Source organism: Streptomyces sp. SAS_272, from assembly GCF_052543235.1.
On record NZ_JBMNDR010000008.1, the window covers coordinates 110,303 to 135,738 of the forward strand.

Here is a 25,436-nt window from a genome sequence, read left to right on the forward strand (position 1 = left end):
TCGTTCGGCCGGGTCAGGGGCTGAGCTGCTCCACGCTGCAGGTGTCGTCGGGCTCCGCCATGCTCCGGGGGCCGAGCCGCTCTACACGCTCCGGGGGCGGTGTCGTTCGGCCGGGTCAGGGGCTGAGCCGCTCCACGCGCCAGGTGCCGTCCGGCTCCGCCACGTACCGCAGGCGGTCGTGCAGGCGGTTCAGACGGCCCTGCCAGAACTCGACAGACCGCGGCGCCACCCGGAAACCGCCCCAGTGCGGCGGCACCGGCACCTGCTCGCCCTCCGGGTAGCGGGCCGCCAGCTCGGCGTAGGAGGCGTCGAGACCGTCGCGCGAGGCGATCACCGAGGACTGCGCGCTGGCCCACGCGCCGAGCTGGGAGCCGTGCGGCCGGGTGCGGAAGTACGCCGCCGTCTCGTCGCGCCCGGTGCGCCGTGCCACGCCCCGCACGATGACCTGCCGGGCCATCGGATGCCACGGGAAGAGCAGCGAGACATGCGGGTTCGCGGCGAGGTCGCGGGCCTTGCGGGAGTCGTAGTTGGTGTAGAAGACGAAGCCCTGCTCGTCGAACTGCTTCAGCAGCACCGTGCGGGAGCTGGGCCGTCCCTCGGCGTCCGCGGTGGAGACGACCATGGCGTTCGGCTCGAAGAGGTGGGCCTCCACGGCCGCGTCCTTGAACCAGCGGGCGAACTGCTCCACGGGCGTCGCGGCCAGCTCGGCCTCGGCGATTCCCTCGACCCGGTACTGCTGGCGCATGGCGGCGGGGTCGAGCGCGGGACCGGGACCGGCACTGAGGCCCGGTCCGGGGGAGGCGGCGTCTGCGTCGGTCACACGGCCATCCTGCCGCATGGCCCGCGGAGGCGGACGCCCCACCCGGGCGGGCACCCAATGGCACTGAGTGCCGCGGACACTCCCCAAAGGTGGCACTCGCGGATAGGGTGAGATGCCACCCCGGTCGGGTGACCGCCGGCCCTTCGGGGCAACACTGGGGAGAGCGCCAGGACCGCGAGTCCCCGCACGTCGACCGGCTCGACGCGTCCAGGACCGCGGATCCGCCGGCGCCATCCGTCGCACACTCACGAGGAGCCGCCTGATGTCCGACTTCGTACCCGGACTCGAAGGAGTCGTCGCGTTCGAGACGGAGATCGCCGAACCCGACAAGGAGGGCGGCGCCCTGCGGTACCGGGGCGTCGACATCGAGGACCTGGTCGGCCATGTCTCCTTCGGCAACGTCTGGGGCCTGCTCGTGGACGGCGCCTTCAACCCCGGCCTGCCGCCCGCCGAGCCGTTCCCCATCCCCGTCCACTCCGGTGACATCCGCGTCGACGTCCAGTCCGCCCTCGCCATGCTCGCGCCCGTCTGGGGACTCAAGCCCCTGCTCGACATCGACGCCGAGCAGGCCCGCGAGGACCTCGCCCGCGCCGCCGTCATGGCGCTCTCCTACGTCGCCCAGTCGGCGCGCGGCCAGGGCACGCCCATGGTGCCCCAGCGGGAGATCGACAAGGCCGGCTCCGTCGTCGAACGGTTCATGATCCGCTGGCGCGGCGAGCCCGACCCCAAGCACGTGAAGGCGGTCGACGCCTACTGGACGTCCGCGGCCGAGCACGGCATGAACGCGTCCACCTTCACCGCCCGGGTGATCGCCTCGACCGGCGCCGACGTCGCCGCCGCGCTCTCCGGAGCCGTGGGCGCCATGTCCGGCCCGCTGCACGGCGGCGCCCCCTCCCGCGTCCTCGGCATGATCGAGGAGATCGAAAGGACCGGGGACGCCGACGCGTACGTCAAGCGGGCCCTGGACAAGGGCGAACGCCTGATGGGCTTCGGCCACCGCGTCTACCGCGCCGAGGACCCCCGCGCGCGTGTGCTGCGCCGCACCGCCCGCGAGCTCGGCGCACCCCGCTTCGAGATCGCCGAGGCCCTGGAGAAGGCCGCACTCGCCGAGCTCCACGCCCGCCGCCCGGACCGGGTCCTCGCGACGAACGTCGAGTTCTGGGCGGCCATCATGCTGGACTTCGCCGAAGTCCCGGCGCACATGTTCACGTCCATGTTCACCTGTGCCCGCACGGCCGGCTGGTCGGCGCACATCCTGGAGCAGAAGCGCACCGGCCGGCTGGTCCGTCCGTCGGCCCGCTACATCGGCCCCGGCTCCCGCAACCCGCAGGAGATCGAGGGCTACGGGGACATCGCGAACTGAGCCGGGCGGGGTGGCCCGCCCCGCCGCCCGGTGGGGGCCGGGCCGGTGATCACGCGGGGCTGAGCAGCTCCGCGTGATGCCGCTCGGCCACCAGCGGATGGGCGCGCAGCTTGCCCTTCAGCTCGTTGAAGCCGTACTCGGCGAAGAGCGGGTTGGCGGGGTCGTCGGTCACCCCGGGCGCGGCGGAGGCGTGCGGGAAGGGCAGCGGCTCGACGCGGGCGTCTAGGCGCGGGTTGTAGAAGAACGGCACGGAGTACCGCTCGACCGCGCTCGGCGGCGACACCACCCGGTGGTTGGTGGCCAGGAGGTAGCCGTTCGTCGCCACCTCCAGCAGCTCTCCGAGATTCACCACGAAGGCCCCGTCCAGCGGCGGGACGTCATGGAAGCGCCCGTCCTCGCGCTGCACCTGGAGCCCGCCCACCCGGTCCTGGAGGAGCAGGGTCAGGAACCCGTAGTCCTTGTGGGCCCCCACCCCCTGACCGGCCCCGTCCCCCGCACTCCCGGGATACCGCACGAGCTTCAGGTGCGGATGGGCACGCTCCCCGAAGACCGGGTCGTAGAAGTCCGCGGGCGCCCCGATGGCGGCGAGCAGCTCGTGCAGCAGCTTCTCGGCGACGGCGCTCAGCCGCTCGATCCAGGCGAGCGCCGCCGTGCGCAGCGCGGGCAGCCCGCCGGGCCACTGATTGGGTCCCTGCAGCCACCAGTACGCGGGCTCGTCCGGTCCCGGTGTCCGCGCGGGCCGCTCCGCCCCGATGTCGAGCTGGTCCCGCCAGTCCTGCCGGCCGCCGGTCCGCTCGTCGCCGGTCCGCGTGTACCCCCGGAAGTGCGGCGAGTTCACGTTGTCGATCGCGAGCCGCTCGGCCTCGGGCAGCGCGAAGAAGGCCCGCATGGCGGTCAGCAGATCCTCGGTCTCGCGCCGGCCGACCCCGTGGCCGACCAGCTGGAAGAAGCCCACGTCGTGGGCTGCGCCGTGCAGCTGCGCGTGCAGCAGTTTCCGCGCCCGGGGTCCGCGGTCGGCGGCGGAGAGATCGATGATCGGCAGTTGCCGGTAGGAGGGTTCGGCCTGGTCGGCGCGGTGCGGGAGGGGGGTCACGCTCGTCATGGTGCGTCCGTGGGTGTACGGGGCCCGCGGCCGGCGTGGGGTGGGCCGGCCCATGGGTGCCAGGTGGGCAGAGACGGGGAAACGCAGGACCGCGGAAAGATGCGGAGAAACGCGGAGAAACAGCGAGGAACGCGGGCGGCGGTGCGAACCGCGAAGGGGCCGGAAGGCTCAGAGGGAGCGTCGACAGCCCATGCTCGTGACGCGGACGTAGTCCACGTGGCGGCGTCGTACGAGCGAAAGCATGGCGCCAGAGTACTGCGCGACGGGAAATCCGTGCGTGGCGTGGATCACACGCCGAAGGACTTACGGGACGGGGTCGAGGCGCCGCCCCGCTCCGACCGGAGCGCGGACCCGGGCGACCCGCTGCGGACAGGCCGCGAACGCAGGCGACCCGCGAGTCTGGTCCTCTCCGAGGAGGGGCCGGCCGGACGTACCGGCGACTCGCGGGTCGGGTGACTGCGTTGGTCTGGCCGGCTGCGTGCATCGTGCACACGCGGGTCCGGCGCCGAACCGAGTACGACGACGGGCTGCTAGCCCGCAGTCACCTCTTCCGTCCGGTATCCATACATCTGCCGAACCACCTCCTTTCCGAAGTGCAGCCACTCTAAGAAGCCCGCCCGGCAGGCTCAAGCGTTTTTCCGGGACGGCGACGACGGGGCAGGTCCGGCGGGCGGAATGGGCGGACCTGCGGCTCCTGCCCCGAGGTGACCGCGGGCGGCGGCGCGACGATTCCCCGGCAATCTTGCGGGAATCATATGTGGGCTGCGTCACGTTCCAGTTGAATGAGGGCAAGTGAGCGAACCTGCAGGGGGTCCAGGTGAGTGCTTCCCGGCGTAGTGGGACCACCGACGAGCTGGGGCCGGACGAGCCCGAGCAGCCCGGGCGGTCGGGCGAGGACGGCCCGAAGACCCCGGACGGCACGCCGGACGAGGCCGCCCCCGAAGGCCCGGACGGAGCCGATCTGCTCGCCGCGCTGCTGGACGGGATGGACGCGGCGCTGTGCGCCTTCGACGGCGACGGGGTCGTCACCCACTGGAACCGCGAGGCGGAACGCATCCTCGGCTGGACCGCCGCCGAGGCCGTCGGCCGGCACGGGTTCGCCGGCTGGGCCGTGCGCGAGGCCGACGCCGCCGACATCGAGGGCCGGCTGATGTCCGCCATGCATGCGCCGGGCCGCCAGGTGCACGAGTTCGCGCTGGTGACGAAGGACGGCGGACGGGTCCTCGTGCGCACCCAGTCCGCCGCCGTGCCCGGCCCCGACGGCAAGGCCGCCGGACTGTACTGCGCTTTCAGCGAGGTGCACGCCCAGATCGACCTGGAACGCTCCATCGCGCTCAGCGAGGCCCTCTTCGAGGACGCCTCCTGGGGCGTCGTCCTCGTCGACGCCGACCTGCGCCCCGCCGTCGTCAACGCGCACGCCGCCCGCGCGCTCGGCGCCGGGCGCACGGCGGTCCTGGGCCGCCCGCTCGGCGAACTCCTCACCCGGGGCGCGGAGGAGCTGGAGAACGCGCTGACGCACGTCCTCGCCGAAGGCGCCCCGCCCGCGCCCGCCGAACTGTGGGTCGGGGTGCGCACCCCGGACGGCGAGAAACGGCGCTGCTGGCGCAGCGGCTTCCTGCGGCTGGCGTCGCCGCTCGCCGAGGAGCCGGTGCCGCTCGGCGTGGGCTGGATCTTCCAGGACGTCACGGAGGCGAAGCAGGGCGAGCAGGAGGCCTCGCTGCTGCGCTTCCGCGCCAACCAGCTGCACCGGGCGGCCCGCGCGGCCGCCGAGTGCGAGGACCCGTCCGAGGCGGCGACCGTCCACCTCGACTTCGCGCTGGCCGGGTTCGCCGACCATGCGCTGGTGGACCGGCTGATGGGCGGCGCGACCGCCGACCCGGAGGCCGCCGGCCGGCTGCGGCTGATGCGGGTCGCGGCCACGCCGACGGGCGGTCCCGGCCCCAGCGTCCTCACCGGGCACGCGGGTCTGCCGCTGCGCTACGCCGAGGGGCACCCGGCGCTGCAGTGCGTCGCCCGGGCCGGTTCCGTGCGCGCCGGCGCGGGATCGGCGCCGGCCGACGAGGCGCGGGAGTGGGCCCGGGCCCGCCAGTGGCCGGAGGGCACGGTGCACGCCCTGTGCGCGGTGCTGCGCAGCCGCGGCCGCACCCTGGGCGTCGTGACGTTCCTGCGCGGCTCGGGCCGCTCCGCGTTCGAGCGCACCGACGCGACGTACGCCGAGGACGTCGCCGGCCGGATGGCGGCGGCCCTGGACCTGGCGGACCTGGCCGCCGACGCGGCGAAAGCGGCGGGCCGGGGCGACACGGCCGGGGGCTGACCGACGCGCGTGGGTCGGCCGTGCGGCGTCCGCGGGGCGGTCAGCGGCCGTAGAAGATCCGGTCGCGGTACTCCTCCATGATCCGGGCGTTCCAGTCGAGGCCGCCGTCGACGTTGCCGGAACGCAGCAGCGGCGGCTCGATGCCGCGCTCGGCGAGGGCGCCGGCCGCGGTGGCCATGACGGCCTGCAGGAGCGCCGAGGTGACGACGGTGGAGGCGGGGGCGAAGGGCGCGGGAACGGTGTCCAGGGTGAGCTCGCAGTCGCCGACCGCGATCTTCGAGTCCAGGACGACGTCGCAGTGGTCCTTCAGGAACGTCCCGGAGACGTTGCGGGACTCCGTCTGCGAGGCGTAGGCGACCGACGTCACGCCAATGACCTTCACCCCCAGGCCGCGGGCCTTCCTGGCCATCTCCACCGGCAGCGCGTTGCGGCCGGACAGCGAGACGACGACGAGGGCGTCGCCCGCGCGCAGGGGCGAGGTGTCCACGACGGCGCTCGCGAGGCCGTCGACCCGCTCCAGGGTGGAGCCGAGCGGGCCGGACGTGACCTCGACGCCGGGCACCGCGAGGAGGTTCATCAGGGCGAGGCCGCCCGCGCGGTAGACGACGTCCTGGGCGGCCAGCGACGAGTGGCCGGCGCCGAAGGCGAAGAGCCGGCCGCCGGCGGCCACGGTGTCGGCGAGCAGCGCGCCGGCCGCCTCGACGGCGTCGGCCTCCTCGTCGCGGGCCCGCTGCAGCAGGGCGATCGCGGCGTCGAAGAACTGGGCGGCGAGCTTGCGGTCGCTCATCCGAGGGGCCCCTTTGCCGTGTCGGCGCCCGGTGGGTGTCCGGGTCGCTGTCCGGGTTGATGTCCGGGTCGATGTCCGTGCCGCGGATCACGGTGCGGTCTGGACCAGTGCGGTGTCAATACGGCGGGCGACGGCGGCCGACGGGGGCGGTGCGTCCGGGTCCCGCCGGTGTCGGTCGTCCTGAGGCAACCGTCCGGTTTCGACGGCACGGCACGCTTGTCAGTGGTATCCGGCAGAATTGGGTTCAGGGCCAGCGCACGCGCCGATGTGCCGTGGAGCCTTCGGCAGAGCTAATCGAGGGGCATCAATGTCCGGACTGATCGACACCACGGAGATGTATCTCCGCACCATCCTCGAGCTGGAAGAGGAAGGTGTGGTCCCCATGCGTGCCCGGATCGCCGAGCGCCTCGACCAGAGCGGGCCGACGGTCAGCCAGACGGTGGCGCGCATGGAGCGCGACGGCCTGGTCTCGGTCGCCAGCGACCGGCACCTGGAGCTCACGGACGAGGGCAGGCGGCTCGCCACGCGTGTGATGCGCAAGCACCGCCTCGCCGAGTGCCTGCTGGTCGACGTGATCGGCCTGGAGTGGGAGCAGGTGCACGCGGAGGCCTGTCGCTGGGAGCACGTGATGAGCGAGGCGGTCGAGCGGCGCGTGCTGGAGCTGCTGCGGCATCCGACCGAGTCGCCGTACGGCAACCCGATCCCGGGCCTGGAGGAGCTGGGCGAGAAGGACGGCGCCGACCCGTTCCTGGACGCGGGCATGGTCTCGCTGGCCGACCTCGACCCGGGCGCGGAGGGCAAGACGGTCGTCGTCCGCCGCATCGGCGAGCCGATCCAGACGGACGCGCAGCTGATGTACACGCTGCGCCGCGCGGGCGTGCAGCCCGGCTCCGTGGTGAGCGTGACGGAGTCGGCGGGCGGGGTTCTGGTCGGCAGCGGCGGCGAGGCGGCCGAGCTGCAGGCGGAGGTCGCGTCCCACGTGTTCGTCGCCAAGCGCTGAGCTGAGCGCCGTGCTCGCCGCGGTCGCGGCGGTCGCACTGCTCGCCGGGGCGGCCGGTGTTCGTCGCTCGAACGGTGGGCTTTGGCCAACTCCCGAGACGCGTGGGGCAGTTGTGGTGTGGTGTCGATCTCGTCGAATCGGGGATCGCCTGTGTCGAATCGCAGCGATCCGACGCGTCCCGTGCCAGGCTGTCGCGTGGGGCATATGACCTGAGGGGGCGGGATGATGTGCCGCGGAGCAGCGGAGGGCCCCGGCCCCGGGGCCTGTCCTCCCCTGTGCTGACCCGGAGCCCCGAGCTCCCAGGGTCATTCCCCTCGGACCGTTTTCCCCGAGCGGTCCGCCTCCCGGTGAGAATCTCCCCTCGGCGGCGGGGATCATTCCCGGAGGACGGTCACTCGAACGAGCGGTGTTGTGCGCGGAGAGTGCAATTCTCGAAAGGGCATTCGATAGCCTGAGGTGATTGAAGGCAGTACGAAGGCATCGGCAGCGCAGCGGTACGACGGCTAGGGGGGTGCCAGGACCTATGGCGCGACGCATCGACGTGACCGGGGCGGGTGGCGTACGTCTCGCGGCTTGGGAGTTCGGCGACCCGCCCAAGGGGATCCCGACGCAGTCCACCGGCGGGCGCGAGGAGCGCGCCGAGTCCGAGCAGGCCTCCGGCGTGCTGTTACTGCACGGCCTGATGGGCCGGGCCTCGCACTGGGCGTCCACCGCCCGCTGGCTCTCCGAACGGCACCGCGCGGTCGCCCTGGACCAGCGCGGTCACGGGCAGAGCGAGAAGCCGCCGCAGGCCGCCTTCACCCGCGAGGCCTACGTCGAGGACGCGGAGGCGGCGCTCGAGCAGCTCGGACTGGCCCCGGCCGTCCTCGTCGGGCACGCCATGGGAGCGCTCACCGGATGGCAGCTCGCCGCCAAGCGTCCCGACCTGGTGCGCGGCCTGGTGGTCTGCGACATGCGGGCCTCCGCGCTCGGCGCGGCCTCGCAACGGGAGTGGGGCGACTGGTTCGCCTCGTGGCCCGTCCCCTTCGCCACGCTCGCCGACGTCCGCAAGTGGTTCGGCGAGGACGACCCCTGGGTGGAGCGACCCAACCCCTCCCGGGGCGAGTTCTACGCCGAGGTGATGCAGGAGTCGTCCGACGGCTGGCGTCCCGTCTTCGAGCCCGAGCAGATGCTCAAGTCCCGCGAGACCTGGGTCTACGACGCGCACTGGGAGGAGCTGACGCAGGTCCGCTGCCCGGTACTCGTCGTCCGCGGCCTCGACGGCGAACTCGGCCGGGCCGAGGCCCAGGAGATGGTCCGGGTGCTGCCTCGCGGCGAGTACGCGGAGGTGCCCGACGCGGGGCACCTGGTCCACTACGACCAGCCGGAGGGGTGGCGCGCGGCCATCGAGCCGTTCCTGGACGCCGTGCTCGCCGAGTCGGGCTGACCGCTCCGCCGCCCCGCGCACCCCCGCCGCCGGCCCGTCCTCATCGCCGTCGGCCCGCAGGTACGGCCGCCCCCGGGTACCCCCGCCGCCGTCAGCCCTTGCTCACCGCCGTCAGGATCTCCGGCAGGCGGGACGCCGTGCGGGGCGCCGCCAGCCGCAGGCCCAGCAGGGTCACGGCGGCGCCGTAGGCCGTACCGCCCGGCAGCAGCGACCAGGTCCAGGCGGCGCCGCCCTCGGTGACGTGCAGCCAGATCGTCACCGCGAGGACGGGCGCACACAGCAGCGCGGCCGAGACCATCCCGCCGAAGATCGCGATCCAGGCGAGACCGGCCTGGCCGGGGGCGACGTTCTTGTAGCCCTCCTGGGGGATCGAGTAGGGAAAGCGCGCCGACGTCCACGCGCCCGTCGCCAGCATCGCGCCGAGGAGCGCGAAGGACAGGCCGAGCGCCTCGGGGAGCTTCGGCCAGTCGCCGAGCATCGCCGTGGTCAGCACGGTCACCAGCGTCGCGTAGGGCAGGGTGATCACCAGCAGGGCCAGCGCCCGCGCGCGCAGCTCGTCGTAGGCGTCCCGGCGTGAGGAGATGGTCATGGCGACCATCCAGAACGCCGAGGTGTCCTGCCCGAACTGGTTGTACATCTGGATGCCGAGCATCCCTGCGGCGAAGCAGGCGAAGTAGATCGAGCCGGTGCCCTGCAACGCGTTGAAGACGGGCACGATCAGCCCGATCCCCAGCGAGGTCACCCACGCGGCCTTGGTCTTCGGGTCGCGCCAGATGTAGCGCAGGGTGCGTTCCATCACCGTGCCGGTGCGCCCGCCGGGCAGCAGCCGCCCCAGCCCCGCCGACCTCCGCCGCTCGCGTGCGGCCGGCTCAGCCGCCTGCAACGTGGAGCCGTCGGGCGCGGTCATCAGCCGCGTCAGACTGCGCGACCACGCCGTCACCAGCAGCACCAGCGCCGCGACGCTGACGGCGAGCTGGGCGACGGCGACCCCGTACGCGCCCTCGCTCACCGAGTCGACCGCGCCGAGCGCGGAGGCGGGCGGCAGCCAGCGCAGCACCTCCCCGACCGGTTCGAGCTCCCCCAGTCCGGACGTGCCGAGCCGCTGCGCGCCGAAGTTGACGGCCTGCGCCCCGATCGCGATGACGAGACCGCTCAGCACCGCCAGATCGCGGCCCTTGCGGCTGCTCAGCAACCGGATGTTGGCGGCGGCCACGGCCCGCGCGAACGCCACGCACACCAGCAGCGCCAGGGGGACCGCGAGCACCCCGACCGTCCAGGCGGCCGCCCCGTGCGCCACCGAGATCACCGACCCCACCAGCAGCAACAGCGTGAACAGCGGTCCGATGCCCACCAGCGAGGCCGCCAGCAGCGCCCGCACCAGCGGCCGGGGCCGCAGCGGCAGCATCACCAGCCGGGTCGGGTCCAGGGTCTCGTCGCCGCTCGGGAAGAACAGCGGCATCACCGCCCACCCCAGCCCCAGCACCGCCACCAGCAGCACGACCAGGGAGACGGCGTGGTCGTGGCCCCGCAACGCGATCAGTCCGAGCAGCTGCAACGCGGCGAACAGCAGGGTGACGACGGCGGAGGCGACGTACGCGGCCCGCCGCCCGCCCGACTGCCGCAGCCCGTTGCGCAGCAGCGACAGCTTCAGCCGTACGACGGTGGCGACGAGGCCCGGAGCGGGGGAGGGTGCGGAGGAGGCCGGAGCGGGGGAGGCCGGCTCGGGGGTCAGCTCGCTCACCGGCCCGCCCCGCCGCCCAGCCAGTCGAGGTCGGAGCCGGTGACCCGGCCCTGCGCCCCGACGAGTTCGAGGAACGCCTGCTGCAGCGAGGGCGCCGACCCGCGCACCTCCTCCAGCGTCCCGTGTGCCCGGATCCGCCCCGCCGCCATCACCGCCACCCAGTCGCACAGCGACTCCACGAGCTCCATGACGTGCGAGGAGAACACGACCGTCGCCCCGGACGCCGTGTACCGCTCCAGCACGCCCCGGATGATCTGCGCGGAGACCGGATCGACCCCCTCGAACGGCTCGTCGAGGAAGAGCACTTCGGGGTTGTGGAGCAGGGCGGCGGCGAGGCCGATCTTCTTGCGCATACCGGTCGAGTAGTCGACCACGAGCTTGTGCTGGGCGCCGGCCAGATCGAGGACGTCGAGCAGCTGCGTGGCCCGCTTGTCGACCTCGGCGCCGGGCAGCCCCCGCAACCGCCCGCTGTAGCCCAGCAGTTCACGTCCCGACAGCCGCTCGAACAGCCGCAGCCCCTCCGGCAGCACCCCGATCCGGGCCTTCACCTCGACCGGGTCCTGCCACACGTCGTGCCCGACGATCTCGACGGACCCCTGGTCGGGCCGCAGCAGGCCGGTCACCATGGACAGCGTCGTCGTCTTCCCCGCCCCGTTGGGGCCGACGAGGCCGATGAACTTCCCCGAGGGGAGGTCGAGATCGATCCCGGCGACGGCGACTTGCTGGCCGAACCGCTTCCAGAGGTTACGCACGCGTACGGACGTCATGCCCGAACCCTACGGCGGGCGGGGCGGTCGACGAGGGCGGAAGGCCCCGGGCTAACGGTCCCGTCCGCAGGCGTAGGCGAGCGGCGAGATCAGCTCCTCCGCGTCCGGCAGCCAGCGGTTCGCGGCGGTCGGCCGGCAGGCCCACTGCACGGCACCGCGGGTTCCGTACCGGGTGGGCGGCGCGGCGACGTACGTGCCCTCGCCGAGCGTCACCAGGTCGAGGGCGGCCGGCGACCAGCCCAGCTTGCGCACCAGGTCCGGCACCTTCGCCGTGGCGCCCGGCAGCACGAAGAACTGCATCCGGCGGTCCGGCGTCAACGTGACCGGGCCGAGCGTCAGTTCCATCCGCTCCATCCGCGCCAGCGCGAGGAACCCGGCCGTCTCCGGCACGGAGATCGCGTCGAACGTCCGCCCGGTCGGCAGCAGGATCGAGGCGGTCGGCTGTTTCTGCCACATCCGGCGCGCGACGGTCGCGCTCCCGGTGGCCTGCGTCGCCCAGTCCGGCCGAGTCGGGTGTGCGCCCGGAACCTCGCAGGCCGCTTCGCCGCAGGAGCAGCGCTGCATCCCGCCGACGGCTTCCAGCCAGGCGCCGGGGAACACGTCCCAATGACGTTCCTCGGCGTAGCGAACAGCGGTCTCGAGCAGCGATTCCCCGCGCTGCTTCGGGATTTGAGTGGCGTCGGCGCCCGCGATGGTCTCTTCCACGATGAACACAACTCTAGCGGTCACCAGGGGTTACGCCCGCCCGAATGCGCGGGGGAGGAGCATCGATTCCGCGTCCGGGGCGCATGGGTGCATGAGCGGGGGCGCGCGGGAGGAACGGGCGCGGGAGCGGGTAACCAGGGTGAGGGGGGCGGCTTCCGCCAGTAACCCGGCAATTCCTGTATTGCTCGGCAAACAATAGCAATCCGCTCATGCCTCGCATTTTCGGTGCGACCGTGGGGCATCGATCTTCTCGGCCGGAACTTTTCGGTGGAAGACACGTCAACCCGGTGTGTGGGCAGGCACCCGCCGCCCCGGTCACCGCAGCCACAGGGGGTAGTGCCCATGGCCGCAAGGCCGCTAGTCGCGCGGCAGCCGAACGAACGGCTGCAGGCGCTCATCCAGGAGGCGGGGTGCTCGAACGCCGGGCTCGCCCGCCGCGTCAACATGTGCGGCGCCGAACACGGCCTCGACCTGCGCTACGACAAGACGTCCGTGGCGCGCTGGCTGCGCGGACAGCAGCCGCGGGGGCGGGCCCCGGCGATCATCGCGGAGGCCCTCGGCCGCAAGCTCGGCCGTACGGTCACGATCGACGAGATCGGCATGGCCAACGGCAAGAACCTCGCCTCGGGCGTGGGGCTGCAGTTCTCGCCGACGGTACTGGGGGCCATCGAGCAGGTCTGCGAGCTGTGGCGCAGCGACGTGGGCCGACGGGACTTCCTGTCCGGCTCGTCCGTGGCCGCCTCGGCGCTGGTCGAGCCGAGCCGTGACTGGCTGATCTCCTCGCCCGACGCGCAGGTCGCGCGGTCCGCGGGGCCCCGGGTGGGGCTGTCCGACGTGGCGGCCGTCAAGGCCATGACGCAGGCGCTGGTCGACCTCGACCACCAGTACGGCAGCGGGCATGTGCGCCCGGTCGTCGTGCACTACCTCAACAGCGTCGTCTCGGGCCTCCTCGCCGGCTCCTACCGGGAGGCGGTGGGCCGTGAACTCTTCGCCGCCGTCGCAAGACTGACGGAGCTCGCCGGGTACATGGCCGTCGACACCGGCCAACCCGGCCTCGCCCAGCGCTACTACATCCAGGCCCTGCGGCTGGCCCAGGCGGCGGGCGACCGGGGATACGGCGGATACGTGCTGGCCGCCTCCATGAGCCACCTCGCCGCGCAGCTCGGGAACCCGCGCGAGATCGCGCAGTTGGCGCGGGCCGCGCAGGAGGGCGCGCGGGGGCGCGTGACACCGCGTGCCGAGGCGATGTTCCTCGCCGCGGAGGCGCGCGGACACGCCCTGCTGGGCGACGCCCGGAGCACCCAGACGGCGGCCGGACGGGCCGTGTCCGCGCTGGACGCCGCCGACCCGTCCGCCGGGGACGACCCGACGTGGATCGCTCACTTCGACGAGGCCTATCTCGCCGACGAGTTGGCGCACTGCCATCGCGACCTGGGGCAGGCCGAGGCGGCGGCGCGCTGCGCCCAGGAGTCCCTGGCCGGGCATCCGCCGGGCCGTGCGCGCCGGCGTGCGATCGGCTATGTGCTCCTCGCCACCGCGCAGGTGCAACAACGCGAGATCGAGCAGGCCTGCAACACCGGCGTGAAGGCGGTCGAGTTGCTGGAGACGCTCCGCTCCAACCGGGGCGCGGAGTACCTCGACGACCTCCAGCTGCGGCTGCAACCGTTCCGCGACGAGTCGGTGGTAAGGGAGTTCGGAGCGCGGCTGGAGTTGCAGACCGCGGCGTGAGCTGGGGCGTGATCACGGGGGCGCCGCCGGGTGAACGGACGGAAACGACGAGGTCCCGCACGGAAGGCGGCGAACCCGGCGCGGCGCTCCGGATCGGTCGCGGACGTCACCGGCGATCCCGGTGGGCGGGGAGATCACGTTCGTGAGCTGCGTGGCACGGGGTTCCGGGGACCCGGTAGCGTGAACCGACGATTCCGAAGGTCCCCCATCAGTAGGAGTCCCGGTGACGCAGAGTGGACAGGGCGAGGAGCCCTCGGCGCAGCCCGCGCGCGAAGGCATCGTGCTGCCCTCCGACGGCGGGGAACCCCTGCTGCCGGGAATGACACCGGACGTGCGGCGCCCGCCGGCCCGGCCGCAGCCACAGCCGGGCGCGGCGTCGGAGCCCCACCCCGGCGGGTACGACGGCGGCCCGTACGGGCAGCAGCCGTACGGGCAGCCGGCGGGAGGGCAGCCTTACGGCCGGGCGGAGGGGCAGCAGCCTTACGACGGCCGGCAGCCGTACGCCCAGCCCGACGGGCAGCCGTCGTACCAGCCGTACGCCCAGCCCGACGGGCAGCAGTCCTACGGACCGCGGGACCACGGGCAGCCGGCGGAGTACGGGCAGCCGGCGCCGGCCGGCGGGCAGACCTGGGGACAGCCCTGGGGTCCGGACCAGCAGTCGCCGGCCCCGCAGCAGCCGGACCAGAGCTGGCCGTTGCCCCCGGACCAGGCACAGCCGCAGCACCGGCCCGAGCACCAGCCCCAGCACAACCAGTGGGGCGTCCCGCAGCAGGACCCGTGGGACGGCGGCCGGCAGACGGGCGCCGGGCCGCTCCCGCCCGAGGGCGCACCGGCCCCGGCCGCCCCGGCGTACGGCCAGGGCAGACCGGGCGGGCCCCTGCCGCCGGTCGCGGCCGCCTCCGCGCCCGTCGACGAGGGCGCCACGCAGTACATACCGCCGATACCGGCCGCGCCCGCCGACGAGGGCGCCACCCAGTACCTGCCGCCGATACCGGCGGCGCCCGCCGACGAGGGCGCGACGCAGTACCTGCCGCCCGTCGTGCCGGGCGCGCTGCCGCCCGAGGCCCCGGCCGAGTCGACCCACTTCCTGGGCCGCACGCCGCAGAACCCGGGCCCCCGGCACACGCAGGGCGCTCCCGGCCCGGTGCCGGGCGGGCATCCCGACGCCGAGGCCACCCAGTACATTCCGCCGGTCGCGGCACAGGCCGGCGGCGACCGGCAGCAGCCGCCCGCCGGGTTCGAGAGCCTCTTCCGTGACGAGCCGGCCGGCGACGGCCCGGCCGGTTCCACCCAGCTGCTGCCGCGTTTCGACGAGCCGGACGTCCCCGTGCAGGCCGGCCGGCCGGGCCAGGGCGGCGGTCCCGCCCCCCGCTCCGCCCGGACCGGTTACGCCCCGCCCGCCTACACCCCGCCAGGCGACCCGTCGGCGGGCGGCCGACGCGGGACGCGTGACGACGACGGCGGCGGTCGCGGCCGGCGGGACGGCACCGGCTCACGGGTGCCGTTGTTCGCGGCGATCGGCGTGGCGCTCGTGGTCGTCGGCGTCGGAGCGGGCGCGATGCTCGGCGGCGGGGGCTCGGACAAGGCCGACGACAACAAGACGGTGGCCGCGTCGGCGCCGGCGACCGGGCAGTCCGGGTCGGCGTCCTCGGACGGGGCCCGGGAACAGGCCGCGGAACTGGACAAGCTGCTGGCGGACAGCGGCAGCAGCCGGGCCAGCGTGATCAGCGCGGTCGCCGACGTCAAGGCGTGCGGCGACCTCGCCGGGGCGGCCACGGATCTGCGGGACGCGGCGAAGCAGCGCACCGACCTCGTCACCCGGCTGTCCGGGCTGAAGGTCGACCGGCTCGCCGACCACACCGCGCTGACCGCCGCGCTCACCAAGGCGTGGCAGGCGTCCGCGTCCGCCGACGACCACTACGCGGCCTGGGCCGACCAGGTCGCCGGGAACAAGAAGAAGAACTGCAAGAGGGGCTCGGCCCGCACCACCGGCGAGACCCAGGCAGGCAACCGCGCGAGCGGCACCGCGAGCGCCCAGAAGGCGCAGGCCGCGAAGTTGTGGAACGCCGTCGCCCGCAAGTACGGGTTGACCGAGCGCCAGCCCACCCAGCTGTAGCGGTGCGGGCCGCCGCCCCCGCGAACGTCACCCGACGCCCGCGGCGGCGGCCGGCCGGCACCGGTCGGCGTCAGTCGACGTGCGCCTTCTCCAGGGTCCCCGTCACGTCGACGAAGCCCCGCGCGGCGGCCACCAGACGGCCCTTGCGCACGGTCTGGAGGGTGACGTCGGCGTTGACCAGGCGAGGGAAGCCGATGGAGGCGAGGCGGTCGGTGAACCGCCAGCGCAGGGCCGGCGTCAGCCCGCCCGTGTCGATCTGCAGTCCGTCGTCCAGCGCGTGCCGCACGGTGTCGGCGGTCACCGCGCCGCCGTCCAGCGACTCCACGGCCTGGCGGAGCACGTTGTAGGCGATCCAGGTGGTCTGCACGCCGGTGTCGGCCGGGTCGATGCGGGTGTCGGAGAACGCCTTCTCGCTGATCACCTTCTTCATCGGAGCCCAGGCGGGGTCGCTCGCCACCGGGTACCAGCCGGTCACGTACGCCCCCTCGAACGGTCCCGAACCGGCCCCGGCGGCGTTGATCACCGTCTGGTCGACGCTGCCGAGGATGGTGGCGGTGCGCACGCCGGGGTAGTCCTCGCGGCTGCGCCGGAAGGAGTCCATGAAGGTGCCGGTGCGGTCCCCGAGCTCGGTCACCACGCATCCCCGGCCCTTCCTGGTCCGGCCTTCGCCCTTCGTCGCCGTCTTCAGGGCGTCCTCGGCCTGGGCCGTGTACTCGGTGGCGTCCTCAGGGGCCGGCTGGTCCGCGGACGGGTCGTGGCCGCCCGCCGTCAGTCCGGCGTCGAGCATCACGGGCAGGGAGTCGCCCGCGATGGTGTCGGGGCGGACGAGGGAGACCCGGCCGCACTGCGGGGCCAGTTCCTTGCCGAGGCCGGCCAGGAGACTGGACCGGCCTCCGTTGACGGGGTAGGACAGCGGGCTGGTGAACTCGGCGTTCGTGACGCCGAAGCCCCCTATGTACGGGATGCCGGCCCCCTCCAGATGCGGGAAGAAGGCATCGGAGTGCTGGCTGTAGGAGCCGACGACGGCGACCGCGCCCTCCTTGACCGCCCGCCGGGCGCACTGTGCGGCGGCGACGGTGTCGTCGCGGTCGTTGCAGGTCAGCACCTTGAGGTCGCGGCCGTCCAGGCCGCCGTTCGCGTTGAGCCAGCGGGCGTAGGCGCGGGCGAAGGCGGGCATGCCGGGTTTGTTGGTCGCGGACGTCCCCTCGGGAGCCCAGGTCATCACGATGATCGGGCCGTCCCCGGAGCCCCCGGCGGCGCCGGGGACCACCCCGCAGGCGACGGCGAGCGACGCGCAGGCGGCGAGGGCCCCCGCGGACAGGGCGGTCGCTCTGACGGACCTGGTGAAGCGGAAGGATCGGGGGAGGAAGGTGCTTCGCGTGGACGTGCGTCGCCTGCCGGTCATGGACACGCACGATTCCGTCACATGGCCAACCTCGGAGTGACCTTCGCTCAACGCTGGGTGACCGGAAGGTGAATTGCGGGGGTCCGTGACGCTCGCGGGGCACGGAAACGTACGATCGGTGACCGTGCAAGGTTCGGAGAACTCTTCCCGTCGCGGCCGTCGCTCCCCCACCATGGGCGGCATGCCACTCAACGACATGCCGTGGTGGCGCTGGCGCAGCAATGTGCGCTCCGCGCTGCACATGCTCTCCGATCCGGCGTTCCAGCAGAACGTCTGGCTGGCCGGCGTCGAGGGGTACGGGGACGTCACCGACGCCGTGTACCGCCTCGTCGAGGACACCTGGCTCGACAACTGGTCCGCCGAGAAGTACGTCGGCACGATCTTCCGTGACTCGCAGGAGGCGGCCCTCGTCGACACCGCCGTGCTGCGGGTCCTGCGGATCATGCACCAGGTCGGGCCGGACGCCCCGGTCTCCGCGTACGTCGACAACCAGGGCTGGCCGGACGCGGTGCGGGCGGCGCGGGACGCGCACGTGCGGATGGCGACGAGCGACGGGGACGACCCGGACGCGCCGCCCCGCACCCTCGAAGTGCTCCGGATCATGACGCGGGCGGCGTAGACCGCGACGGCGTGCACGGCCGGCGTGCGCACGGCCGGCGTGTTCCGGTCCGCGGGACGATTGCCAAGGGCGGGAGGCGGTGTGCGACCCTGTCGGGCATGAACGCGCAGCCCGCCCGAGCCGCGGCGACCCCCGCCGACCAGTACGTCCTCACCCTGTCGTGCCCCGACAAGCAGGGCATCGTGCACGCCGTGTCGAGCTACCTCTTCATGACCGGCTGCAACATCGAGGACAGCCAGCAGTTCGGCGACCACGACACGGGTCTGTTCTTCCTGCGCGTCCACTTCTCGGCCGAGCCCCCGGTGACGGTGGACAAGCTGCGGGCCAGCTTCGCGGCGATCGGCGACTCGTTCCACATGGACTGGCAGATCAACCGGGCCGACGAGAAGATGCGCATCGTCCTCATGGTCAGCAAGTTCGGGCACTGTCTGAACGACCTGTTGTTCCGCGCCAGCATCGGCGCGCTGCCGGTGGAGATCGCGGCCGTGGTGTCGAATCACACCGACTTCGCCGAGCTGGTGGGTTCGTACAACATTCCCTTCCACCACATTCCGGTGACGAAGGAGAACAAGCAGCAGGCCGAGACGCAGCTGCTGGAGCTGGTGCGGGAACGGGACGTCGAACTGGTCGTCCTGGCGCGCTACATGCAGGTCCTCTCCGACGACCTGTGCAAGCAGCTCAGCGGCCGGATCATCAACATCCACCACTCGTTCCTGCCGAGCTTCAAGGGCGCGAAGCCCTACCACCAGGCGCACGCGCGGGGCGTGAAGCTGATCGGGGCGACGGCGCACTACGTGACCGCCGATCTCGACGAGGGGCCGATCATCGAGCAGGAGGTCGAGCGGGTCGGGCACGGCGTCACGCCGGACCAGCTGGTCGCGATCGGACGGGACGTGGAGTGCCAGGCGCTGGCGCGAGCCGTCAAGTGGCACGCGGAGCGCCGGATCCTGCTCAACGGGCGGCGGACGGTCGTCTTCCCCTGACAGCCCCTCCCGACGGCCTGGAGAGGGCGGGCAGCGGCGGGATCCGCCCCGCCCGCACTACATCCGGCTGAGGCTCGCCGCCGCGAACAGCACGTCCCTGATCGCGTCCCGGTCGCCGACCTGCCCCGCCGCCGCCTCCTCCGGGGACACGTGGCCGGCGGCCAGGCGGCAGAACTCCACGTCGTCCATGGCCACATGGGCCACCTCGTCGTCGGCGGGGCCCGCCGCGCCGCTGGGATCCCCGGGTCCCGCCGCCACCGGCCGCGCGGGAGAGTCCAGCGGGATCAGCCACTGGCCGCCGCCGGAGCCCTCGATCTCCAGGCGGAGGCTGCGGCCGGGCCGGCCGGCGGTCACCAGACGCCGGGTGCGTGCGGGCGAGGCGAGTCCGGCGCGACGGCGGGCGGCGAGCGTCTCCGGCAGCAGCCGCGCGGCCAGGTCGATCATGCCGTGGAGATGGCGCGGCGCGGGCGGCGCGTACGGGTAGTCGACCGCTTCCGCGATGTCCTCGGCGTGCACCCAGCACTCGAAGGCCCGGTCCAGCATCGCGTCCCGCAGGGGGAGTTCGAAGCCGCCGTACGACACCGGCATCCCGCCGGGACCTCCTCCGGCGAAGGACACCGTGCGCACCAGGGCGTGGGTCTGCTCGCGCCACGGGCCGCGCACCGAGCGGGTGGGCGGGAAGTGCGCGCCCGCCCAGAGGGCCTCGGTGCGCTGGGCGGGCGTCCGCGTCCGGCTCTTCGACCGGCCCGTCGCGTCCCGCTGCTCCGCCGTGTCGCCCGCGCCCGCGTCCGCACCCGGGGCCAGGGGGTCGTCCAGGCCCAGGGCGACGGCGATCAGTCCGTCCACCGCCAGCAGATGGGCGATGACCCCGGCGACGGTGGTCCGGCGGCTCGCCGCGCCCTCGTCGCGGAACCAGCGCAGCCGCACGGGCGCGTGCCATTCGGCGTCCCCGAAGTCCTGGAGCAGGGCGTCCAGTCGCGCGGTCTCGGCGTCGTACGACGCCGCCCAGTCGGGCACCGGGATGCGCGGCGGACGCCGCTCCAGGCAGCTCTCGAGGACGCGGGTGCGCAGGGCGGGGTCGAGGTCGAGGGACTCCGAGCGGTGGAGCAGGCCGACGGCCTCGCGCAGACGCCGTGCCTCGTCCGCGCAGGCGCCGCAGTCGCCGAGATGCATCTCGACGGCGTCCGTCTCCTCGGCCGAGCAGGCCGCAAGCGCCCATGCGCCCAGCAGCGACTTGAGGATCGGATGCTCGAGCCTGACCGGTTCCGGTTCCGGTCCGGCCGGCTCCTCGAGGGCGGGCAGCGGCAGCCCGCCGTCCTCCACGGAGACACGGGGGAGGGGGATGCGGAGGGCGGGCGGGGGCGCGTCCTCGGCGCGCGCGTCCCCGGCCGCCTCGCCCGCGCTGCCCGCGCTCTCTGCGTCCGGTGTGCTCCCCACGTTCTGCGTGCTCCCCGCGCCCGTGCCCGTCTGCTCCGTGCCTGCCGTGTCTGCTGTGCCTGCCGTGCCTGCCGTGTCTTCGGCTTCCCTGTCCTCGTCCCTGCCTCTGCCTTCGTTCCTGTCCCTGCCCCTGTCCTTCTCGTCCTCGCCGCCGTGCGGCCCGAAGCCGTCCGCATCGCTCACGCCGCACCTCCGTAGCCGGGGGGTGCTCCGGGGGCGGCCGTGTCGTGGGCGGTGGAGAGCAGTTGCAGGCCGAGGCGGAGCCGGCGGCGGGCCTCGTCCTCGGTGACGCCGAGGTCGGCCGCGGTCTGGCGGTAGTCGCGGCGTTGGAAGTAGGCCAGCTCCAGGGCGGCGCGCAGCGGGGCCGGCATGGCCTGGACGATGTAGTCGGCGCGGGCGGCGACGGAGGCGTGCCGCACCCTGCGCTCGAGTTCCGCGGTCGCCTCCGCGCAGCCGCGGCCGGTCTCGGCCAGCGCGGCGGTCTCGGTGGCGCGCAGCCGCTGCACGGCGAGCCGGTGGGTCACGGCGGCGACCCAGGTGCGCAGCGGGCCCTGGCCGGGGTCGTAGTCGTCCGGGTGTTCCCAGACGTGGGCGAAGACCTCGCGGGTGACGCCGTCCGCCGCCCGTTCGTCTTCGAGCACGCGGTGGGCGAGACCGTGCACGAGTGAAGCGAACCGGTCGTAGAGCTCGCCGAGGGCGGCCGCCTCACCGCGCGCGAGCCGCTGCTGCATCTTGCGGTCCCAGCGGGGCGGTGCGTCCCTCTTCGCCATGCGTCCCCCTCACCCGTGTGCGTCCCGTACCTGCGCGCTCGTGCCCGTGCTCGTGTTCAGCGTGCGTCCACCGCCACCTCGAATGTAGTCGGCACGCAGGACGACGCACGCCCCTTTGTTTCAATGTGCGCCCCCTGTCCGCGGAAGGGTGGTATGGGCCCGCACCTACCCGACAGACATGGATCGAACCGGACTGCATATGACAGAAACAAGCCTCTTTCTCTTGGTTTCTGTTTTTGCTTCGGAGTTTCGGGGCACGGCCGCTGGGCAGCCGCGCTGCAAGGAAGCGAAGGGACAGCTTCCGTTTACTGCGAGCTACGGCCGGCAACAGCGAGCGAAAGGCGTGGTGGTGGCCTTCAATGTGACCAGCGGCGAGCAGGGTGGATGGGCCGTGCTGCAGGTGTCGGGCGAGCTGGACCTGGTGACGTCGCCGGTGCTGCGGCAGCGGGTGCACGACGAGGTGGCCGAGGGCCGGCACAGTCTCGTCCTCGACCTCTCCGAGGTGTACTTCTGCGATTCCAGCGGCGTCGGCGTGCTCATCGCCGCCCGCCGCCTCATCCGCTCCTGCCGGGGACGGCTGCGGCTGATCCTGCCCGCGCGCGGCGCGGCCGAGGGCTCCCACGTGAACCGGGTGCTGGGCGCGCTCGGCGTGCGCCGCCTCTTCGACGTCTACGCCGATCTCGCGGACGCCGTGGACGACGGGACGGAACCGCTGTCGGCGTGAAGCCGTCGTTTCGCCACACGCTCGTCCCGAATCGTCCCCGGTCCGGGCACAGGAGCCCCTTTCCCGCTGCCCGGACGCCGTCCGCGTCGTACGCTCCCTGCCGGAAGCACTCTTCGCAGGGTCTTCCAGCGCAACTCCCACAGCACCTCCGCGACGACGTAAGGCGGCCCGAGAAGACATGGTCAACAGCGAGTACGAACGCAGGATCGCCGCCCGGTTCGCCACCTTCGACCAGGACGGCAACGGCTACATCGACCGTGCGGACTTCGCCGCGGCGGCCAAGGCGGTCCTCGCCGAGTTCGGCGTCGCCGCCCGTTCCGACAAGGGGCAGGCCGTCTACGCGGGAGCCGAGGCGTTCTGGCAGGGCATGGCCGGCATCGCCGACCGCGACGGCGATCAGCGCATCACCCGTGAGGAGTTCGTGACCGGCGCGGTCAAGCGCCTGCGCGACAACCCGGATCGGTTCGCCGAGATCGCCCGCCCCTTCCTGCACGCGGCCCTCGACGTGGCCGACGCCGACGGCGACGGCCGGGCGACGGTGGAGGACACCGTCCGGGTGCTCCGCGCCCTCGGAGCGCCCGAGGAGGTCGCCCGGGGAGCCGCCGCGGTGCTGGACGCCGACGCCGACGGCAAGGTCGGCGAGGCGGAGATCGTCCCGGCGTTCGCCCGTTACTTCACGGTCCCCGAGTAGCGTTCGCGCAGCTTGTACTTGAGGACCTTGCGGAGCGTGTCGTTGCGCGGCAGGGCGTCCACCAGCTCCAGCTGCTCGGGCAGCTTGTGCACGGAGAGTCCCGCCGCGCGCAGATACGCCGTGACCGCCTCCAGGGTCAGCGCCCGCGCCCCGGGCGGCTGTTCGACGACCGCGCACACCCGCTCCCCGCGTTCGGCGTCGGGCAGGCCGATCACGGCGACGTCCCCGACGCCGGGGTGGGCGGCCAGCAGGTCCTCGATCTCCTTGGCGGAGACGTTCTCCCCCTTGCGGATGATGACGTCCTTCAGCCGCCCGGTGAGCACCAGGTGCCCGCTGTCGGTCAGCCGCCCCAGGTCGCCGGTGCGCAGGAAGCCGTCCGCGTCGAAGGCCTCGGCGCTCTGGCCCGGATCCAGGTAGCCCCGGCACACGGCCTCGCCGCGCAGCCGCACCTCCCCGTCCCCGGCGACGCGTATCTCCATGCCCTCCGGCGGCCGTCCCTCCGTCGTCGCGAGGTTCTCCGCCGTGTCGTCCGGCGCGCCCATGGTGATCATCGGCACCTCGGTCATCCCGTAGCCGTGGGTGAGCTGCACGCCCATCTCGCGCACCACGGCGTGGTACACCTCCGGCGGCTTGGGCGCGCCGCCGCCCGCGAGCAGCCGCAGCGTGGGGATCACGGGGACGCCCGGCTGCTTGCGCTGTTCGGCGAGGAACATCGAGTAGAACGCCGTCGATCCGCCCGCCACCGTCACGCCGTGCCGCCGGTACTCCTCCAGCGCGTCCGGCAGCGCGAAGTGCTCGAACATCACCGCAGGGAAGCCGTACAGCAGGAGCATGACGGTGTAGTCGGGGCCGGCGATGTGGGCGTACGGGAAGGCCATGGAGCCGACGTCGTCCGCTGTGAGGCGCAGCGCGTGGGCCAGGCAGGAGCCGCCGGCGATCAGCGAACGGTCGGTGTGCAGGACGCCCTTGGGGTCGGACGTGGTGCCCGAGGTCCAGTAGATCCAGCGGACCGAGCCACCCTCGGCGGGCGGGGCGGGGAGCCCTGCGGGATCGCCCTCGGGCAGGTCGTCGTAGGCCTCGAAGACGCCCTTCGCGCCGAGCCGCCGAGCCATTTCGGTGTGGTCGAAGCCGCGCCAGACGCCCGGCGTCGCGAAGAACTCCGCCTTCGACTCGCGCAGCGCGAAGCCGACCTCGCGGTCGCGGTAGAACGGGATGACGGGGGTCTGCACGGCCCCCAGGCGGGCCAGGGCGAACGACAGCACGGCCGTCTCGAGGCGGGTCGGCAGCTGCCAGGCGACGACGGTGCCGGGGCGTACGCCCATGTCGTGGAGTCCGGCCGCCGTCCGTTCGGCGCGCTCGCGCAGCTCGCCGAAGGTCAGGGAGCGGTCGCCCTGCAGGAGGACCCGGCGGCCGGGGGTGAGGTCGGCGCGGCGGGCGAGCAGCTCCCAGAGGGTGCGGGAGGCGCTCAGCTGGTGGGCGGTGTCGGTGTCGTTCACGTCGGCCCCCTGACGTAGCTGACGGACAGTCAGATCTGGGCAGAGCGTAGGCCCGGTCGCCTTGTCGGTCCAGGGGGTGCGGGCTAGCCTGCAGGGAGAACAGATCTGACGACCCATCAGATAATGCGTCGGGCCGTCCACCGGACCACCGGCGTTCCGCCAGGCGGAGGGGAAGCCATGAGCACCGAACTGCCGCGCATCGTCAGCGTGGACGACCATGTCATCGAGCCCGCGCACCTCTTTGCGACCTGGCTTCCGAAGAAGTACCGGGACCGGGGACCGCAACCCCTCACCGCCGGGATCGGCGAGCTCGCCTACGTCGCCGGCAAGTACCAGATCACGATGGACCCGGACGGCCCGCCCACCGACTGGTGGATCTACGAGGACCTGAAGTTCCCGTACAAGCGCAACATCGCCGCCGTCGGCTTCGACCGCGACGAGATGACCCTCGAGGGCATCACCCGCGAGGAGATGCGGCGCGGCTGCTGGGACCCGAAGGCCCGGCTGGCGGACATGGACCTCAACCACGTCGAGGCCTCACTGTGCTTCCCGTCCTTCCCGCGCTTCTGCGGGCAGACCTTCGCCGAGGCGCACGACAAGGAGGTCGCGCTGGCCTGCGTGCGCGCCTACAACGACTGGATGGTCGAGGAGTGGTGCGGCGGCAGCGGCGGCCGGCTGATCCCGCTGTGCCTGATCCCCCTGTGGGACATCGGCCTGGCGGTCGCCGAGATCCGGCGCAACGCGGCCCGCGGGGTGCGCGCGGTGACCTTCTCCGAGATCCCCAGCCACCTCGGGCTGCCGTCGATCCACTCGGGCTACTGGGACCCGTTCTTCGCGGTGTGCGAGGAGACGGGCACGGTCGTCAACATGCACATCGGCTCGTCCTCGCAGATGCCGGCCGCCTCACCCGACGCGCCCCCGGCCGTCCAGGCCTCGCTGTCGTTCAACAACGCGATGGCCTCGATGATGGACTACCTGTTCAGCGGCGTCCTGGTGCGGTTCCCGCGCCTCAAGCTGGCCTATTCCGAGGGGCAGATGGGGTGGATCCCGTACGCCCTGGAGCGCGCCGACGACGTCTGGGAGGAGCACCGCGCGTGGGGCGGCGTCCGCGACCTCGTCCCCGAGCCGCCGTCGACCTACTACTACCGGCAGATCTTCTGCTGCTTCTTCCGCGACAAGCACGGCGTCGCGTCCCTGGACGCGGTGGGCCGCGACAACGCGACCTTCGAGACCGACTACCCGCACGTCGACTCCACCTTCCCGCACACCAAGGAGATCGCCCTCGACCACGTCAAGGGCCTCGACGACGAGACGGTCTACAAGCTGATGCGCGGCAACGCGATCCGCATGCTGGACCTGGACCTGGACAAGTAGCCCGGGACGGGACCGGGCGGCCGTCGGCACCGGGCAGGGATCAGGACCGGGCAGGGATCAGGACCGGA

21 protein-coding genes are annotated in these 25,436 nt (G+C 73.2%); 11 read left to right on the forward strand and 10 right to left on the reverse strand.

Translation table 11 applies throughout. From position 1 onward, the window contains the following. Window positions 1-115: 115 nt before the first annotated feature. Complete coding sequence (gene pdxH / locus ACN6LD_RS08330; RefSeq protein ID WP_319194105.1) at window positions 116-838, reverse strand: pyridoxamine 5'-phosphate oxidase; 723 nt, start codon at window positions 836-838, stop codon at window positions 116-118. Between the two features lie 244 nt (window positions 839-1,082). Between pdxH and ACN6LD_RS08335 the strand changes: the two genes are divergently transcribed. Next, entirely contained in the window at window positions 1,083-2,183 is a 1,101-nt protein-coding gene (locus ACN6LD_RS08335; protein WP_319194107.1) for a citrate synthase 2, read from the forward strand. A 49-nt stretch (window positions 2,184-2,232) separates the two neighbouring features. Here ACN6LD_RS08335 and ACN6LD_RS08340 read toward each other — a convergent pair whose 3' ends face one another. Next, window positions 2,233-3,285, reverse strand: a complete 1,053-nt coding sequence (locus ACN6LD_RS08340; protein WP_445042810.1) for an isopenicillin N synthase family dioxygenase — start codon at window positions 3,283-3,285, stop codon at window positions 2,233-2,235. Window positions 3,286-4,102: 817 nt separating this feature from the next. Between ACN6LD_RS08340 and ACN6LD_RS08345 the strand changes: the two genes are divergently transcribed. Beyond that, window positions 4,103-5,599, forward strand: coding sequence for a PAS domain-containing protein (locus ACN6LD_RS08345; RefSeq protein WP_319197457.1), 1,497 nt, complete (start codon window positions 4,103-4,105; stop codon window positions 5,597-5,599). A gap of 40 nt (window positions 5,600-5,639) precedes the next feature. On the opposite strand, the gene ACN6LD_RS08350 is transcribed toward ACN6LD_RS08345, so the two are convergent. Then, window positions 5,640-6,386, reverse strand: coding sequence for an SIS domain-containing protein (locus tag ACN6LD_RS08350; protein WP_319197455.1), 747 nt, complete (start codon window positions 6,384-6,386; stop codon window positions 5,640-5,642). Window positions 6,387-6,693: 307 nt separating this feature from the next. Between ACN6LD_RS08350 and ACN6LD_RS08355 the strand changes: the two genes are divergently transcribed. Together ACN6LD_RS08355 and ACN6LD_RS08360 are read left to right on the forward strand one after the other, a co-directional pair. Beyond that, window positions 6,694-7,386, forward strand: coding sequence for a metal-dependent transcriptional regulator (locus ACN6LD_RS08355; RefSeq protein WP_057579021.1), 693 nt, complete (start codon window positions 6,694-6,696; stop codon window positions 7,384-7,386). A 523-nt stretch (window positions 7,387-7,909) separates the two neighbouring features. Next, window positions 7,910-8,812, forward strand: coding sequence for an alpha/beta fold hydrolase (locus ACN6LD_RS08360; RefSeq protein ID WP_319197453.1), 903 nt, complete (start codon window positions 7,910-7,912; stop codon window positions 8,810-8,812). A gap of 91 nt (window positions 8,813-8,903) precedes the next feature. Here ACN6LD_RS08360 and ACN6LD_RS08365 read toward each other — a convergent pair whose 3' ends face one another. The 3 genes from ACN6LD_RS08365 to ACN6LD_RS08375 are packed head-to-tail and all read right to left on the reverse strand — an operon-like array spanning window position 8,904 to window position 12,034. Further along, the gene (locus ACN6LD_RS08365; RefSeq protein ID WP_445042811.1) at window positions 8,904-10,553 is read right to left on the reverse strand and encodes a transporter; all 1,650 of its coding nucleotides are present in this window, start codon (window positions 10,551-10,553) and stop codon (window positions 8,904-8,906) included. After that, window positions 10,550-11,320, reverse strand: a complete 771-nt coding sequence (locus ACN6LD_RS08370; RefSeq protein ID WP_445042812.1) for an ABC transporter ATP-binding protein — start codon at window positions 11,318-11,320, stop codon at window positions 10,550-10,552. Before ACN6LD_RS08370 ends, ACN6LD_RS08365 begins: the two co-directional genes overlap by 4 nt. A gap of 51 nt (window positions 11,321-11,371) precedes the next feature. Continuing rightward, a complete protein-coding gene (locus ACN6LD_RS08375) occupies window positions 11,372-12,034 on the reverse strand; it encodes a bifunctional DNA primase/polymerase (protein ID WP_445042813.1) in 663 nt (220 codons plus the stop codon). 333 nt (window positions 12,035-12,367) lie between these two features. Here ACN6LD_RS08375 and ACN6LD_RS08380 point away from each other — a divergent pair, with 333 nt between their 5' ends. Both ACN6LD_RS08380 and ACN6LD_RS08385 read left to right on the forward strand, forming a co-directional pair. After that, complete coding sequence (locus tag ACN6LD_RS08380) at window positions 12,368-13,753, forward strand: transcriptional regulator (RefSeq protein ID WP_445042814.1); 1,386 nt, start codon at window positions 12,368-12,370, stop codon at window positions 13,751-13,753. Between the two features lie 223 nt (window positions 13,754-13,976). Further along, complete coding sequence (locus ACN6LD_RS08385) at window positions 13,977-15,869, forward strand: hypothetical protein (RefSeq protein WP_445042815.1); 1,893 nt, start codon at window positions 13,977-13,979, stop codon at window positions 15,867-15,869. A gap of 70 nt (window positions 15,870-15,939) precedes the next feature. Here the strand turns inward: ACN6LD_RS08385 and ACN6LD_RS08390 are convergent, their stop codons facing one another. Next, window positions 15,940-17,274: an ABC transporter substrate-binding protein gene (locus ACN6LD_RS08390; protein ID WP_319196124.1), complete on the reverse strand. Its 1,335-nt coding sequence runs from the start codon at window positions 17,272-17,274 to the stop codon at window positions 15,940-15,942. 118 nt (window positions 17,275-17,392) lie between these two features. On the opposite strand from ACN6LD_RS08390, the gene ACN6LD_RS08395 reads away from it, so the two are divergent. Then, complete coding sequence (locus tag ACN6LD_RS08395) at window positions 17,393-17,893, forward strand: SCO4402 family protein (protein ID WP_319196122.1); 501 nt, start codon at window positions 17,393-17,395, stop codon at window positions 17,891-17,893. 98 nt (window positions 17,894-17,991) lie between these two features. Continuing rightward, window positions 17,992-18,876 carry a formyltetrahydrofolate deformylase gene (purU, locus tag ACN6LD_RS08400; RefSeq protein WP_319196120.1) on the forward strand — a complete coding sequence of 295 codons (885 nt, stop codon included), beginning with the start codon at window positions 17,992-17,994 and terminating at the stop codon, window positions 18,874-18,876. Between the two features lie 57 nt (window positions 18,877-18,933). Here purU and ACN6LD_RS08405 read toward each other — a convergent pair whose 3' ends face one another. Then, entirely contained in the window at window positions 18,934-20,496 is a 1,563-nt protein-coding gene (locus ACN6LD_RS08405) for an immediate early protein (protein ID WP_445042816.1), read from the reverse strand. Further along, window positions 20,493-21,083: an RNA polymerase sigma factor gene (locus ACN6LD_RS08410; protein ID WP_319193999.1), complete on the reverse strand. Its 591-nt coding sequence runs from the start codon at window positions 21,081-21,083 to the stop codon at window positions 20,493-20,495. The genes ACN6LD_RS08405 and ACN6LD_RS08410 overlap by 4 nt, the downstream gene beginning before the upstream one ends. Before the next feature lie 343 nt (window positions 21,084-21,426). Between ACN6LD_RS08410 and ACN6LD_RS08415 the strand changes: the two genes are divergently transcribed. Together ACN6LD_RS08415 and ACN6LD_RS08420 are read left to right on the forward strand one after the other, a co-directional pair. Then, complete coding sequence (locus ACN6LD_RS08415; protein ID WP_319194000.1) at window positions 21,427-21,807, forward strand: STAS domain-containing protein; 381 nt, start codon at window positions 21,427-21,429, stop codon at window positions 21,805-21,807. 178 nt (window positions 21,808-21,985) lie between these two features. After that, window positions 21,986-22,498 carry an EF-hand domain-containing protein gene (locus ACN6LD_RS08420; RefSeq protein WP_319194001.1) on the forward strand — a complete coding sequence of 171 codons (513 nt, stop codon included), beginning with the start codon at window positions 21,986-21,988 and terminating at the stop codon, window positions 22,496-22,498. On the opposite strand, the gene ACN6LD_RS08425 is transcribed toward ACN6LD_RS08420, so the two are convergent. Next, a complete protein-coding gene (locus ACN6LD_RS08425) occupies window positions 22,477-23,994 on the reverse strand; it encodes a class I adenylate-forming enzyme family protein (RefSeq protein ID WP_319194002.1) in 1,518 nt (505 codons plus the stop codon). The genes ACN6LD_RS08420 and ACN6LD_RS08425 overlap by 22 nt on opposite strands. 177 nt (window positions 23,995-24,171) lie before the next feature. On the opposite strand from ACN6LD_RS08425, the gene ACN6LD_RS08430 reads away from it, so the two are divergent. After that, window positions 24,172-25,368 carry an amidohydrolase family protein gene (locus ACN6LD_RS08430; protein ID WP_319194003.1) on the forward strand — a complete coding sequence of 399 codons (1,197 nt, stop codon included), beginning with the start codon at window positions 24,172-24,174 and terminating at the stop codon, window positions 25,366-25,368. Window positions 25,369-25,436 lie beyond the last annotated feature (68 nt).

Coding starts and splice junctions, on each gene's coding strand:
- ACN6LD_RS08355 (WP_057579021.1), top strand. CDS start 6,694: ATGTCCGGACTGATCGACACCACGGAGATGTATCTCCGCACCATCCTC.
- pdxH (WP_319194105.1), bottom strand. CDS start 838: ATGCGGCAGGATGGCCGTGTGACCGACGCAGACGCCGCCTCCCCCGGA.
- ACN6LD_RS08350 (WP_319197455.1), bottom strand. CDS start 6,386: ATGAGCGACCGCAAGCTCGCCGCCCAGTTCTTCGACGCCGCGATCGCC.
- ACN6LD_RS08420 (WP_319194001.1), top strand. CDS start 21,986: ATGGTCAACAGCGAGTACGAACGCAGGATCGCCGCCCGGTTCGCCACC.
- ACN6LD_RS08340 (WP_445042810.1), bottom strand. CDS start 3,285: ATGACGAGCGTGACCCCCCTCCCGCACCGCGCCGACCAGGCCGAACCC.
- ACN6LD_RS08370 (WP_445042812.1), bottom strand. CDS start 11,320: ATGACGTCCGTACGCGTGCGTAACCTCTGGAAGCGGTTCGGCCAGCAA.
- ACN6LD_RS08430 (WP_319194003.1), top strand. CDS start 24,172: ATGAGCACCGAACTGCCGCGCATCGTCAGCGTGGACGACCATGTCATC.
- ACN6LD_RS08360 (WP_319197453.1), top strand. CDS start 7,910: ATGGCGCGACGCATCGACGTGACCGGGGCGGGTGGCGTACGTCTCGCG.
- ACN6LD_RS08335 (WP_319194107.1), top strand. CDS start 1,083: ATGTCCGACTTCGTACCCGGACTCGAAGGAGTCGTCGCGTTCGAGACG.
- ACN6LD_RS08410 (WP_319193999.1), bottom strand. CDS start 21,083: ATGGCGAAGAGGGACGCACCGCCCCGCTGGGACCGCAAGATGCAGCAG.
- purU (WP_319196120.1), top strand. CDS start 17,992: ATGAACGCGCAGCCCGCCCGAGCCGCGGCGACCCCCGCCGACCAGTAC.
- ACN6LD_RS08390 (WP_319196124.1), bottom strand. CDS start 17,274: ATGACCGGCAGGCGACGCACGTCCACGCGAAGCACCTTCCTCCCCCGA.
- ACN6LD_RS08380 (WP_445042814.1), top strand. CDS start 12,368: ATGGCCGCAAGGCCGCTAGTCGCGCGGCAGCCGAACGAACGGCTGCAG.